The following is a 13,602-nucleotide window of genomic DNA, read 5'->3' on the forward strand; positions in this document are numbered from 1 at the left end:
GGGGCGGGACGTGTGCGGGGCGCGTGACGTGCCGCACGTCGCCGCGCTCCCCGCTCCCCGCCTCTCCGCTCCCCGCTTCCCCGCTCTCCGCCTCCCCGCTCTCCGCCTCCCCGCTCTCCGCCGTCCCTACGCTCGCGCCCGTGTGGGCAGGGTGAGGATGTCGGCTCCGTCGTCGGTGATGGCGATGGTGTGCTCGGTGTGCGCGGTCCGGCAGCCTGTCGCGCTGCGCAGCGTCCAGCCGTCGGCGTCGGTGACGAGGGTGGCGGTGTCGGCCATGATCCAGGGCTCCAGGGCGAGCAGCAGTCCCGGGCGCAGCTGGTAACCGCGGCCGGGCCGACCGGTGTTCGGGACGTGGGGGTCCTGGTGCATGGTCGAGCCGATGCCGTGGCCGCCGAACTCGGTGTTGACCTGGTACCCCGCCTCGCTGAGGACGGCGCCGATGGCGTGGGAGAGGTCGCCGATGCGCGCTCCGGGCCCGGCGGCGGCGATGCCGGCTGCCAGCGCGCGTTCGGTGGTCTCGATCATCGCGACGCTCTCCGCCGGCCCGGTCCCGCCCACCAGGAAGCTGATCGCGGCGTCCGCGGCGACCCCGCCCTTGGACACGGCGAGGTCGAGGGTCAGCAGATCCCCGTCCGCCAGCGTGTAGTCGTGGGGCCGCCCGTGGAGCACCGCGTCGTTGACCGCCGTGCAGATGTAGTGCCCGAACGGGCCCCGGCCGAAGGAGGGCGCGTAGTCGACGTAGCACGACTGCGCGCCCGCCTCGGTGATCATCTCCTTGGTCCACCGGTCGATGTCCAGCAGGTTCGTACCGGCCGTGCTGCGCTGCTTCAGTTCGTGCAGGATGTCTCCGACCAGGGCGCCGGAGTTCCTCGCCCGATCGAGTCGCGCGGAGTTCAGGATTTCGATCATGGGGGACCTCTCGCATGCGCCCAATAACTATACCGTTCTCACTGTACCGGTATAAGAATGGGTCCATGGTCGGGTCGTGGTCGGTTCAGGCCGGGTGGGCGTAGTTCTTCCGGCCGGAGTACACCCACGACCCGGACGTCCAGGTCCCCAGCCGGAGCCGCAGCCCGCTGTGCGGCGCGAGCGTGCCGGAGAGCGCGATGTCGTGGTACCGCGACCGGCCGTTGGAGCACGCGGTCTCCGGGGAGTTCTTCCACCCCTCGCCGGACCCGCCGTACTGCAGCCGGACAGTGAAGCGGGTGGCGGTGTGGCAGTGGGCGAGCAGACGTCCCTTGAGCGTGTAGGTGCGGTGTCCCGCCCCGCTCCAGGACAGCCGGCCGCTGAAACTCAGGACCGCGGAGACGTCTCCCCGCTGGACCCGGAGCCCGACCGGCTGGTCGGCGCGAACGGCCTGGAGGAGAGGGGCGGCCGGGGCTGTCGCGGCGGTGGCCGCCGTCGCGGGGACGAGCAGCGCGGCGGCGGTCACGGTCGCGGCGGCGGTACGGGCAGGGCGCACGGGAGGAGCCTTTCGGAGAGCGCGAACAGGTCGGGATCTTCCTACCGGCCCACCGCGTCACCGCTCGCGGATGAACGATTCACCCCTCACCCGGATGGGCGTCGCGTCACCCGGGCGGGGCCGGGCACGCCGCCGTCACGCCTCTTTCCCGCCGCCGTCACGCCCTCCCGGCGGCCGGCCGGCTGTCCGGCGGTGTCCCCGGGTCCGGCTGTCCGGCGATGCCCCCCCGGGTCCGGCTACCCGACGATGTCTCCCGACCGTGTCGGGACCGCGTCCAGCGCGGCGAGGGCCGGGGCGTCGAGGGTGATCGCCCCCGCGTCCACGTTCGCCGCCAGGTGCCCGGCGTCGGCGGTGCCGGGGATGAGCAGCACGTTCGGGGCGTGGTGCAGCAGCCAGGCCAGGCCGACCTGGGCCGGGGTGCGGTCCAGCGACTCGGCGACCGCGAGGACGGCGGGCTCGTCGGTCACCTTCGGCATGCCGGGGAAGGCGCTGCCGAGCGGGAAGTACGGCACCCAGGCGATGCCCTCCGCGACGCAGAGGCGGAGCATCTCCTCGTCGTCGCGGGAGACCAGGCTGTACGCGTTCTGCACGCAGTCCAGGCCCACCGGCAGCGCGCGGCGCAGCTCCGCCATGCCGACGTGGCTGATGCCGATCCTCTCGATCTTGCCCTCGTCGCGCAGTGCGGTCATGGTCGCGAGCTGGTCGTCGATGTCGACGATCTGATCGCCCTCGGCGATCAGCCCGGGGCCGCGTGCGGCCCGGCGCAGGTTGACCAGCGGAATCCGGTCGAGGCCGAGGCTCTTCAGGTTGTCCTCGACCGAGGCCCGCAGCTCCTCGGGCCGCTGGGCGAGGCGCAACGGATGGGGCCCGCCGGAGTGGGGCGTGGCGCCGACCTTGCTGACGACGAGGACGCCGTCCTCGGGCCGGAGGGCCTCGCGGATCACGTCGTTGGAGAAGCCGTCCCCGTAGAACTGGGCGGTGTCGATGTGGTCGACGCCGAGCTCGACCGCCCGGCGCACGAGCGCGAGGGCGGCGGCGCGGTCGTCCCGGAGGCGGGGGAGCTGCATGGCGCCGAAGCCGACGCGGGAGACGGTGCGGGCGCCGATCCGGCCCGCTCCTCCCGCTCGGAGGGCGCCGGTGGCCGTGGTGGTGGTGTCTGTGGTCGCCATGAGGTCATCCCTGTCTCGTGAGAGCATGGGTAAACGGAGGAACCTCCGTTCAGTCGACCGTAGCACTACCGGAGGGTCCTCCGCTTTGATGACACCCGAAGCATCCGAAGCATCCGAATGTAGTCCGCGACCCGGTCCGAACACGAACCTTTGCGCCAACTACCTCGCCGGAGGGCCGCCGAATGGTATGGGGGCCCGGGCGACGGGGGAGCGGACGGAAGGTGGTGACGGGGTGGCTTCTTGCCGGTCGGCTCCCCCGCAAACCCGCGTGCACACGGAAGAGTGGCGCGGTGTTTCATGGAGGGGCGAATGGGCAGCCGCGAGGAGGAACGGAATCCTCCGCATCGACACCGGTACGGCACCGGTCTCGTCGGGAGCCCCCGGAACGAGAGGTCCAGTCGCGTGGTGCTGAAGGTGGACGAGGCCGAGCAGGGCGACTGGACCGTGCTCCGGATAAACGGCGAACTCGACCTGGTCACGTCACCCGTCGTCCGTCAGTCCGTGCACGGCGCCGTCGCGGCCGGCCGGCACCGGGTCGTCCTCGACCTGACGGAGGTCCTCTTCTGCGACTCCAGCGGCGTCGGCGTGCTGATCGCCTCCCGCCGCCTGATGAAGTCCTGCGGCGGCCGGCTCCGGCTGATCCTGCCTGCCCGGGGCGCCGCGGACGGCTCCCACGTCAACCGGGTGCTGGCCGCGCTCGGCGTGCGCCGCCTCTTCGAGGTCTACCCGGACGCGAACGCCGCCGTGGACGAGTCCGCCCGGCCGCTGCCCGCCTGAGCACCCAAGAGGCCACCGATGCGGTGAGGTTGTCATACCGCGTCGTCACACGTCCGTCGCGCCACGGTGACACGTGACGACCCCGGGCGTCGTACGCTCCCGCCATGGACAGCGCAGAATACGAGCGCAAGATCGCGCACCGCTTCGCCGCCTTCGACCAGGACGGCAGCGGCTACATCGACCGGACCGACTTCAACGCCGCCGCGGCCCGGCTGCTCGCCGAGTTCGGCACGACGGCCCGCTGCGACCGGGGGCAGGCCCTCTACAGCGGGGCGGAGGCCTTCTGGCAGGGCATGGCCGGGATCGCCGATGTGGACGGGGACCAGCGGGTCAGCCGCGAGGAGTTCGTCGGCGGGGCGGTGAAGCGGCTGCGGGACAGCCCCGAGCGGTTCGCGGAGATCGCCCGCCCCTTCCTCCGCGCGGCCATCGACGTCGCCGCGGCCGACGGCACGGAGGACCCCGTCACCCCTTCCCCGGGCGCCTCGGTCGCCGGTACGGCCCCGGTCGACGCGGTGGAGCGCGCCCTGCGGGTGCTCGGTGCGGACGTGGACATCGCGCGCCTCGCCGCCCGGAGCCTGGACACCGACCAGGACGGGCGCATCGCCGAGGACGACGCCGTGGCGGCCCTCGCCGCGTACGTCACCGTGGTCGAGCCGGACGCCTGAAAGACCCGTGCGCGGAACGGACTTCCGGCGGGCCCGCCCGGGCCTCCCCGTGAGCCCCCCGCACTCCGGCCGCGCGCTCCGTAGTGCGCCGGGCGTGCGGGTGGGCGTGCATTCGCTCAGGCGTCCTGCCTCCCTCTTCGCGCAGATGTCCGGCCCGGCCACCCGTCGACGGCGGAGCGAACCGTTCCGCCAGGGGTGAGTCCGGTCGCCGCATGCGGTGACGTGCGGTGACGTTCGCGCGCCGCCGTTCACACCGAACCGGGCACGCCTCGTGATCATTTCGTCACCGGCAGGAGTCGTCGGCGTGCTCGGGTACGCTCCGTGGGATGCGAGAGCCAGTGGAACCGGAGACTCCGGAGGCAGCCCGCGCTGCGGTCGAAGACCGGGTGCGGGGCCTTGCTGGTACCTCGGGGAGCTGCACCGGGCCGGGCCGGACGGCGATGTCAGGGGTACGGAGGACCGTCTCGGCGGCCTCCCGCCGCGTGCGTCGCACAGTATGCACCACGCGTGCTCATTCGCGCGTGAATATGCCCGAAGCGCTTGTTGCGGTGACTGTACGTCAACCATGCTGTCGCGCACAGGAATCACGTTCCGTGATCCTGAGGAGGCGCGAGGCGATGTGTCCGCCGGTTCGGATGGTGTGAGCGGTGCAGGTGCTTCAGGTTCAGCTGGAGGTCGGGGCGGATCCCGCAGAGGTGGGACGTGCCCGCAGATGGGCGCGGTCGCGCCTGGAAGGGTCGGGGATAAGGAAGGACGAGCCGCTCGCCGAGACGCTCATCCTCCTGATCTCGGAACTGGTCACCAACGCGGTCGTGCACACGGGTTGTCCGGCCGTGCTGCGGATGCTCTTCGGCCCGACCGGTGCGCCGGGCGCGGGGGGCACCGTGCGCGTGGAGGTGGCGGACGCCAGCGCCCGCCCGCCGAAGCAGCGGCACGCGGAGGGCGACGACACCAACGGGCGTGGCCTGGAGCTGGTCGACGGGCTCGCCGACCGGTGGGGCTGGATGCCCGAGGGCACCGGGAAGCAGATCTGGTGCGAGGTCGACCGGAACGGCCGCGCGGCGGCCCAGGAGCGGACCGAGGACCCGGCCCCGCCCCCGCTCGACTCGTACGACCCGCTGCTCGCCTTCACCGACCTCTACCCCGATCTGACCTGAGGTCCGCGCCGGGCCGGACCGGATCCGGACGGGAGCTCGGACGGGAGCACCGGCCCGGGGCCGGTCACCCCCGGGTGCCGGCGGTCGCGCGGAAGGTTCTGCGGTAGACGGTCGGAGGGACGCCCAACGCCGCCTGGAAGTGCTGGCGGAGCGAGGTCGCGGTGCCGAAGCCGGACTGCCGGGCGACCTGGTCGACGGAGAGGGACGAGGACTCCAGGAGCCGGCGGGCGTGCTCCACCCGCTGCTGGGTGATCCACTGCCCGGGGCTGATGCCGACCTCCTCGCGGAAGCGCCGGGTGAAGGTCCGTACGCTCATCGACTCCCGCTCCGCCATGTCCCGCAGCCGGATCGGCCGGTCCAGGCGGCCCAGCGCCCACGCGCGGGCGGCGGTGGTGGTGGCGAACCGGGGTTCGGGCACCGGGCGTTGGATGAACTGACGCTGCCCGCCCTCCCGGTGCGGGGGCACGACGGTGCGGCGGGCCACGTCGTTGGCGACGGCGGTCCCGTGGTCGCGGCGCACCAGGTGGAGGCAGAGGTCGATCCCGGCGGCCACCCCGGCCGAGGTGAGCACCTCCCCGTCGTCCACGAAGAGCACGTCCGGATCGACCCGGATCTTCGGGAAGAGGCGCTGGAAGTGGTCGGCGTACGCCCAGTGGGTGGTGGCGGGCCGGCCGTCCAGATACCCGGCGGCGGCGAGGACGTACCCGCCGGTGCAGATCGCGACCAGCCGGGTGCGGGGCCTGATGTGGGCCAGCGCGGCGGCGAGTTCAGCGGTCAGCCGCCCCTCGGCGTGCACCGGGCCCAGCTCGTACGAGGCGGGGACCACGACCGTGTCGGCGGTGGCGAGGGCTTCCGGGCCGTTCTCGACCAGCACGGCGAAGTCGGCGTCCGTCCGGACCGGGCCGGGCGGGCGGGCGGAACAGGTCACCACCTCGTACAGCCGCTCGCCCGGGCCGTCGGGACCAAGGCTCCGGGCGATCTTGAAGATCCGCTGCGGGATGCCCAGTTCGAAGGGGAGCAGCCCGTCCAGGGCGAGCACGACCACGCGATGCGGCACGACCGACTCCTCGATTGACGGCGGGGAAAACCCTTAGTGGTATAGACCTTCACCTGATACACCTCTGCGGTGTGAGCGACAAGCGACGGGACGCCACGCGCATTCCCGCATACAGCGACCTGGGGACGGCACCCGCCCCGCGGCCCCCGGCCCCCCGGCAGGACCCGACCGTACCGCCGACCGGATCCCGGGACGGCACCGGATCGGCCGCCGGGCTCTGGAACCGCAACTTCCGGTACTTCTTCGTCGCCCGCACCGTCGCCCTCTTCGGGGACGGCATGATCCCCGTGGCGCTCACCGCCGGGCTGCTCGGCGCGGGCCGCCCCACCTCCTCCGTGGGGTACGCGCTCTCCGCGTGGATGGCCCCGCTGGCGGTCTTCGTCCTCTTCGGCGGGGTGCTCGCCGACCGGTTCACCCCGCGCCGGATGATGGTCGCCGCCGACGCGCTCCGGCTGGCCGGGGCCTCGGTGCTGGCGGTCCTCTTCGCCACCGGCAACCCGCCGCTCTGGGCGGTCTGCGCGCTCAGCGCGGTCGCGGGCGTCGGCGCCGCGCTGTTCCAGCCGGGCGTCGCCTCGACCGTGCCCCGGATCTCCACCGACGTGCAGCGGGCCAACGCGGTGCTCCGGGTCTCCGAGGCCCTGATGGCGATGGCCGGTCCCGCCTTCGCGGGGATCCTGGTCGGACTCGCGAGCGCGGGGGCGGTGTACGTGGCGAACGCGACCACCTTTGGAGTCTCCGGCGTCTGCCTGTTCCTGCTGCGCCTCGCCCCCGCCCCGCACGACGACGCGCCACGCGGCGGACTCCTCGCCGAACTGGTCGACGGGTGGCGGGAGTTCCGGGCCAGGTCCTGGCTCTGGGGGGTGATCGTGATCTGGACGGTGTACGGCTTCGCCGTCCTCGGCCCGAGCCTCCCGCTCACCGCCGTCCGGATCACCGAGGGCCACGGCTCGGGGACGTACGGCGCGATGATGGCGGTCAGCGGCGCGGGCAGCGTCGTCGGCGGGCTGCTCGCCCTCCGGCTGCGCCCCCGACGCCCGCTGGCGGCAGGCGCGCTGGCGCTCCCGGCGGTCGCGGTGAACCTGGTGGTGCTGGGCCTCGACCTGCCGGTGGCGTTGCTCGGCGCGGGCCAGCTGCTGGCGGGCGCGGCCTCCGCGTTCTGGCTGGTGATGTGGTCCACCACGGTCCAGACGCACGTACCGCCCGAAGCCCTGAACCGCCTGCACGCCTACGACGTGGCGGGTTCGCTCCTGATGGTCGCGGCGGGCCGTGCCCTGGCCGGACCGGTCGCCGAGGCGGTCGGCACGTCCCGGATGCTGCTCGCGGGCGCGGCGGTCAACCTCCTCGTCGTGGCCGCCCTGCTCGGCGCGCGCCCCATCAGCCGACTGGAACGGACGCGGTGAGCGGACGCTCCGCCCGCCCTGCCGCCCGCGGCACCGACCGCGCCCGCACGGGCGGGCGTTCGGGTGCACGGCAGGCGATCGTACGCACTCCGCACCGGCACGGCGGTCCGTGGCCCGATCCCTTCGACAGGTGGCCTTCGGGCCACTCGTCCGTACCCCCTTCCGCGCCGGATGATCCGACACGTGACCCAGACAACCGAAAGCGCCGCCCGGGGCGAGGACGAGGGCCGGGCCCCCGCCCCGGAGGCGCGCCGCTCGACGCCCTCCCGCCCGTCCCGCCTTCCGGCCGGTCTCCGTGTCCACCGCGCCTGGATCGTCGCCGCCGTCACCTTCGTGACGATCATCGGCGGCGCGGCCTTCGCCTCGCTGCCGGGGCTCCTCATCGACCCGCTGCACACGGAGTTCGGCTGGTCGCGCGGCGAGATCGGCCTCGCCGTCTCCGTCGACCTCGCGCTGTACGGGGTCACCGCCCCCTTCGCCGCCGCGCTGATGGGCCGGTTCGGCATCCGGCGGGTGGTGGCCGCCGCGCTGGCCGTGGTGGCGGCCGGGGCGCTGGGCAGTGTCTGGATGACGGCGTCCTGGCAACTGCTCGTCTACTGGGGCCTGCTGGTCGGCCTCGGGACGGGCTCCATGGCGATGTCCTTCTCCGCGACCGTCACCGACCGCTGGTTCGTCGCCCGGCGCGGCCTGGTCACCGGCATCCTCACCGCCGCCGGGGCCTCCGGCCAGCTGGTCTTCCTGCCGCTCTGCGCCTGGATCGTCAAGGAGCACGGCTGGCGTCCCGCCTCGGTGACCGTCGCGCTGGCCGCGCTCGTCGTCGTCCCGCTCGTCTGGTTCCTGCTCCGCGACCACCCCGCCGACGTGGGCCTCGCCCCCTACGGCGGTACGTACACGGAGAAGCCCGCCCCCACCCGGGGCGCCGCGGCGAGGGCGCTGCGGGTGCTCTTCGACGCGGCCCGCACCGGGCCGTTCTGGCTGCTGGCCGGGGCGTTCGCGATCTGCGGCGCCTCGACCAACGGCCTGATCCGCACCCACTTCGTGCCCTCGGCCCACGACCACCACATGCCGGTCACCGCCGCCGCCTCGCTGCTCGCCGTCATCGGCGTCTTCGACATCGTCGGCACGGTTTTCTCCGGCTGGCTCACCGACCGCTTCGACTCCCGCCGGCTGCTCGCCGTCTACTACGCGCTGCGCGGGATCTCGCTGCTCCTCCTGCCCCTGCTGATGGCGCCCTCGGTGCACCCGCCGATGGTCCTCTTCATCGTCTTCTACGGCCTGGACTGGGTCGCCACCGTCCCGCCGACGATCGCCCTCTGCCGGGAGCAGTACGGCGACGACAGCGCGATCGTCTTCGGCTGGGTGCTGGCCTCGCACCAGATCGGGGCGGCCGTGGTCGCCTTCCTCGGCGGCGTCGCCCGGGACGTCTTCGGCTCGTACGACGTCGTCTGGTACGCCGCCGGAGCGCTCTGCGCGGTCGCTGCCCTGATGTCCCTCGTCGTCCGCCGCACGCCCCCGCCCGCGGGCGGGAAGGCGGTGGTGGCGGCCTGAGAGGTACGGAGTACGCACGGCAACTCCCGTACACGCCAGGGTGATCGGGGCGAGAATGCCTCCATGACGGGGATGCGCGCAGGGGGCAGGACGACCTGGTGGGTGCTGGCCGGGGCCGGTGCGGCGGTGGCGGCGGGGCTGCTGGTCTGGGTGACGGCGGCGGACCTGGAGCGGTCGAGCCAGATCGCGGGCGTGGTCGGTTCGGTGGTGGGCGTCGTCGCGCTGGGGGTGGCCTTCCGGCAGCTCCGCGCGGGTACGCCCGCCGCGCCCGTACCCGCCCCCGAGCCCGTACGGGCGGCCGACGGGTCCAACGCGGCGCGCGGCAGCGTCCGGGCCGCCTCCGCGCACGACACCGCGCCCGGCCCCGGCCCCGCTCCCGCGGCGGGAACGGACGCCCCCGGCATCACCGCGACCGGCGGCTCGAACGCGGCGGGCGGCGACATCGACGGCTCGACCGCCCGGCACGGCTCGTGAAACGCAGACCACCGACCGGCCCGGACACCCCGCAGACGCCGCCCGTCTTTGCCCGCGCGGGGTCCAACGCGGCCGGACGGGACATCCTCAACTCCGTCGCCCTGCACGTCGAGAACGCCACCCTGCCGCCGGCCGAGGCGTACGGGCCCATCCCGGGCGAGGCGGCGGACGGCGGTCTCTCGAACCTGCCGCGCGGTGCCCTCTTCGTCGGCCGGTCCGCCGAACTCGACGCGCTGGACGCCGCTTTCGAAGCGCCCGGCGGTGTGGTGCTGCGGGCCGTGAGCGGGCTCGGCGGAGTGGGCAAGTCGGCGCTCGCCGCACGCTGGGCGGCCCGGCACGCCACGGCCCGGCTCCGCTGGTGGATCAACGCCGACAGCCCCGCCGGGGTCGAGACGGGTCTCGCCGGACTCGCCCGCGCCCTCCAGCCGGGGCTGACCGGACTCCCGCAGGAGCTCCAACGCGAACGCGCCCTCGCCTGGCTCGCCGCCCACGACGACTGGCTCCTCGTCCTCGACAACGTCAACCACCCCGACGACGTGAGCCCGTTGCTGGACCGGCTCGGAGGCGGCGGCCGGGTCCTGGTCACCACCCGCCTCGCCACCGGCTGGCACCACCTGACCGCCACCACCGTCCGGCTCGGCGTCTTCGCCCCCGCCGAGTCCGTCGAACTGTTCCGCCGGGTCCTCACCCAGGACGGGCCCCGCGACACCGAGGGCGCCGCCGAGGTGTGCGAGGAGGCCGGCCACCTGGCCCTCGCGGTCGAGCAGGCCGCCGCGTACTGCCACGAGAACGGCACCACCCCGCGCGCCTACCTCGCCATGCTGCGCTCCTGGCCCGCCGAGACGTACGCGACCGGCGCGGAGACCACCGACGCCGACCGCACGGTGGCCCGCGTCTGGCGCATCACCCTGGACCGCCTCGCCGACACCCCGCTCGCCGGAGACGTCCTGCGCACCCTCGCCTGGTACGCCCCCGACCACATCCCGCGCGACCTGCTGGACGGACTCGCCCCGCCTCCCGTACTCGCCAAGGCGATCGGGCGGCTGGTCGCCCACAGCATGGTCACCGCCGGACCGGACGGCACCCTCTCCGTCCACCGCCTGGTGCAGGCCCTCGCCCGCACCCCCGACCCGGACGACCCGCACCGCACGGCGGACGCGGTGGCGGAGGCCAGGGAGCGGGCGACGGACGGCCTGCTCGCACGCGTCCCCGACGAGGAAGGGCCGGACAGCTGGCCCCTGAGCCTCTCGCTCCTCGTGCACGCCGAGACGCTGGCCGAGCGCGCCCGGCCCGAGGAGGACACCAGAGCGACGGCCCTCCTGCTCGTCTGGATGGCCGAGCTGGTGAAGGAGCAGCGCGACGCCGTGTCCGCGATCGCCCTCCACCGGCGGGCCCTGCGGGCGTTGGTCTCCGCCGTGGGCGAGGACCACGCGGAGACCTGGACGGTCCGCAGCAACATGGCGGGCCTCCTCATGATCACGGGCGGGCCCGAACAGGCCGCGCAGATCTTCGAGGAAGCCCTCGTGGGCATGGGCCGCCTCGTCGGCGAGCACCATCCGGACATCCTCGCAGTCCAGGTCAACCGGGCGACGGCGGTGATGAGGGCAGGACAGCTGGACCGCGCCGCGGCGCTCTTCGAGCAGGCCCTCGCCGACGCGCTGCGTCTCGACGGCGAGGGGGAGCGGTACGCCCTGGCCGTCAGGGGCGGCCTCGCCTACCTCCACGAGCTGCGGGGGGACGTGCGGCAGGCGCTCACGATGTACGAACGCGTCTACGCCGACCGGCTCCGGGTGCTCGGCGAGGACCACCTGGACACCCTGGCCTCCCGCGACTTCCTCGCGCACGCCTACGAGACGACCGGCAGTCCCGTCCGGGCGGTCCCGCTGCTCCGCAGGAACCTCGACGACCACCGGCGGCTCCTGGGGGAGCGGCATCCCGCCACCCTCACCGCCCGGGGCCGCCTCGCGGAGTCGTACCGGCTGGTGGGCAACGCGGCGCGGGCCGTCCGCCTGCACCGGCAGAACCTCGCGGACGCCGAACGCTGGTTCGGCGGGGACCACACCCAGGTGCTGCTCTCCCGGTTCCAGCTGGCGCGGGCGCACCGGGCGAAGGGGGAGTACGCGCCCTCCATCGCCCTCCTGGAGGAGGTCGTCGCCGAGCGCGCCCGCCTCCAGGGAGCGGAAGACCTCGATGTGCTCCGCGCCCGTGACCAGCTGGCGGCGGTCTGCTCCGAAGCCGGTCAGCAGGACCGGGCGCACGCGCTCTACACGCGCAATCTCGCCGCCTTCGAGCGGGTCGCCGGGAAGGACGACCCGGAGACGCTGGCGACCCGGCACCACCTGGCGATGCACCTCATGGTCTCGGGCAGGCCCGAGGCGGCGTTGGGGATGCACCGGCGCCTCGCGGCCGACCGGGCCAGGGTCCTCGGCCCGGACCACCCGGAGACGTTGTCGTCCCGGGCCCAGACGGCGATGGCCCTGCTCCTGGTCTTCCGCCCGGCGGAGGGGATCGCCCTGCTGGAGCGGACGCTCGCCGACTCCGTACGGGCGCTCGGCACGGACCATCCGCAGACCGTGGAGCTGCGGGAGGACCTGGCCACATCCGTCGCGACGGTCAGCGGGGCGCCCGGCCGATCCGGTGCGCGATCCTCACCGCGTCCCGGGCCATCTCGCGGAACATTCCGCTGATCGGGTTGGAGAACCCGGTGAAGTACAGCCCCGGCGCCTCCCGCGGCGACCTCGCCCCGTGCACCACCGGCCGCCCCCGCCCGTCCAGCACCCCGAGGTGCCCGACCAGCCCCTCCAGCGCACGGCGGTAACCGGTGGCCGCGATCACCGCGTCCGGCGTCAGCCGCGTCCCGTCGGTCAGCACCACGTCCGCACCCTCGAACGAGGCGACGGCCGCGACCGGCCGCACCCGCCCCGCCCTCACCGCGTCGATCAGCCCCACGTCCTGCACCGGGATCGCCCCGTCCTTCACCCGCGAGTACAGCCCGGTGGTGGGGCGCGGCAGCCCCTGCGCCGCGAGGTCCGGCACCGCGGCCTTCGCCATCAGCGCGCCCGCCCGGTCGACCAGCCACACCGGCAGCCGCCGCACCAGGATGCCGGTCGCCTGCGCGGGCCAGCCGGCCGTCGACCGCCGCACGATGTGCGGGACCGTGCGCACCGCGATCCGTACCTCGCGGGCGCCGCCCTCCACCAGGTCCACCGCGATCTCCGCACCGGTGTTCCCGATCCCCGCGACGAGCACGCTCCGCCCCGCGTACGGTGCCGGGTTCCGGTACCCGGCCGCGTGCACCAGCTCCCCGGACCATGCCTCCCGGCCGGGCCAATCGGGTATGTGGGGCGTGTGGTTGAAGCCCGTCGCGACGACCACCGCGCGCCCCGTCAGCACCCGCCCGCCGGTCGCCGAGAGCACCCACCCGGCCCCGTCCGGCGCCCGGTCGACGCGGGAGACCTCGACGCCCGTGATCACTTCCAGCTCGTGGAACTCGGCGTACTTCTCCAGGTAGCGCACCACGTCGTCCCGGGACACCCACCGCCCGAACTTCCGGGGCATGGCCAGCCCCGGCAGCGCCGACCAGCGCCGGGTGGTGTGCAGATGGAGCCGGTCGTAGTGCCCCCGCCAGGAGGCGCCGACCCGCGGCGCCTTCTCCAGCACGACGACCCGCACCCCCTCCGCGCGCAGCGCGGCGGCTGCCGCCAGCCCGCCGGGCCCGCCCCCGATCACGTAGACGGGACGGTCCTCCGTACGGTCGATGGAGGCGGGGATCGCGGCGGGGCGAACGGAACCGCCGTCGGCGGGCGCGGTGTCGGACATGAGCGTCGAGCCTAATCGGGTGGTACCCGAATGGGTCTCGGCGAAGACCGGAATCCGTTGCGAATCGATCACGG

Annotated in this window: 12 protein-coding genes; 7 read left to right on the forward strand and 5 right to left on the reverse strand. The window is 74.1% G+C overall.

Going from position 1 to position 13,602, the window contains the following annotated elements; all coding sequences use genetic code 11:
• Positions 1-126: 126 nt before the first annotated feature.
• The 3 genes from map to ACFWEE_RS17980 form a co-directional block, all read right to left on the reverse strand.
• Positions 127-909 carry a type I methionyl aminopeptidase gene (gene map, locus ACFWEE_RS17970; RefSeq protein ID WP_386890166.1) on the reverse strand — a complete coding sequence of 261 codons (783 nt, stop codon included), beginning with the start codon at positions 907-909 and terminating at the stop codon, positions 127-129.
• Between the two features lie 85 nt (positions 910-994).
• The gene (locus ACFWEE_RS17975; protein WP_386890167.1) at positions 995-1,462 is read right to left on the reverse strand and encodes a hypothetical protein; all 468 of its coding nucleotides are present in this window, start codon (positions 1,460-1,462) and stop codon (positions 995-997) included.
• 236 nt (positions 1,463-1,698) lie between these two features.
• Positions 1,699-2,631, reverse strand: a complete 933-nt coding sequence (locus ACFWEE_RS17980; protein ID WP_386890169.1) for an aldo/keto reductase — start codon at positions 2,629-2,631, stop codon at positions 1,699-1,701.
• A 402-nt stretch (positions 2,632-3,033) separates the two neighbouring features.
• Between ACFWEE_RS17980 and ACFWEE_RS17985 the strand changes: the two genes are divergently transcribed.
• The 3 genes from ACFWEE_RS17985 to ACFWEE_RS17995 all read left to right on the forward strand — a co-directional run bounded on the left by ACFWEE_RS17985 (position 3,034) and on the right by ACFWEE_RS17995 (position 5,230).
• Positions 3,034-3,408 carry an STAS domain-containing protein gene (locus tag ACFWEE_RS17985; protein ID WP_386890170.1) on the forward strand — a complete coding sequence of 125 codons (375 nt, stop codon included), beginning with the start codon at positions 3,034-3,036 and terminating at the stop codon, positions 3,406-3,408.
• 104 nt (positions 3,409-3,512) lie between these two features.
• Positions 3,513-4,073, forward strand: coding sequence for an EF-hand domain-containing protein (locus tag ACFWEE_RS17990; protein ID WP_386890172.1), 561 nt, complete (start codon positions 3,513-3,515; stop codon positions 4,071-4,073).
• 647 nt (positions 4,074-4,720) lie between these two features.
• Entirely contained in the window at positions 4,721-5,230 is a 510-nt protein-coding gene (locus ACFWEE_RS17995) for an ATP-binding protein (RefSeq protein WP_386890174.1), read from the forward strand.
• Positions 5,231-5,294: 64 nt separating this feature from the next.
• Here the strand turns inward: ACFWEE_RS17995 and ACFWEE_RS18000 are convergent, their stop codons facing one another.
• On the reverse strand, positions 5,295-6,287 hold the full coding sequence (locus tag ACFWEE_RS18000) for a GlxA family transcriptional regulator (protein WP_386890176.1): 993 nt from the start codon (positions 6,285-6,287) through the stop codon (positions 5,295-5,297).
• 119 nt (positions 6,288-6,406) lie between these two features.
• On the opposite strand from ACFWEE_RS18000, the gene ACFWEE_RS18005 reads away from it, so the two are divergent.
• From ACFWEE_RS18005 to ACFWEE_RS18020, 4 genes are all read left to right on the forward strand, one after another.
• Positions 6,407-7,687: an MFS transporter gene (locus ACFWEE_RS18005; RefSeq protein WP_386890227.1), complete on the forward strand. Its 1,281-nt coding sequence runs from the start codon at positions 6,407-6,409 to the stop codon at positions 7,685-7,687.
• A gap of 171 nt (positions 7,688-7,858) precedes the next feature.
• Positions 7,859-9,235, forward strand: a complete 1,377-nt coding sequence (locus ACFWEE_RS18010) for an MFS transporter (RefSeq protein ID WP_386890178.1) — start codon at positions 7,859-7,861, stop codon at positions 9,233-9,235.
• A 63-nt stretch (positions 9,236-9,298) separates the two neighbouring features.
• Positions 9,299-9,709 (forward strand): hypothetical protein, encoded by a 411-nt coding sequence (locus ACFWEE_RS18015; RefSeq protein WP_386890180.1) that lies wholly within the window; start codon positions 9,299-9,301, stop codon positions 9,707-9,709.
• Entirely contained in the window at positions 9,706-12,396 is a 2,691-nt protein-coding gene (locus ACFWEE_RS18020) for a tetratricopeptide repeat protein (RefSeq protein WP_386890181.1), read from the forward strand. Before ACFWEE_RS18015 ends, ACFWEE_RS18020 begins: the two co-directional genes overlap by 4 nt.
• Here ACFWEE_RS18020 and ACFWEE_RS18025 read toward each other — a convergent pair.
• Positions 12,323-13,528 (reverse strand): flavin-containing monooxygenase, encoded by a 1,206-nt coding sequence (locus tag ACFWEE_RS18025; RefSeq protein WP_386890182.1) that lies wholly within the window; start codon positions 13,526-13,528, stop codon positions 12,323-12,325. The two genes, ACFWEE_RS18020 and ACFWEE_RS18025, sit on opposite strands and share 74 nt — an antisense overlap.
• Between the last annotated feature and the right edge of the window lie 74 nt (positions 13,529-13,602).

The sequence above is a fragment of the Streptomyces sp. NPDC060184 genome (assembly GCF_042728795.1).
Taxonomy (GTDB): Bacteria; Actinomycetota; Actinomycetes; order Streptomycetales; family Streptomycetaceae; genus Streptomyces.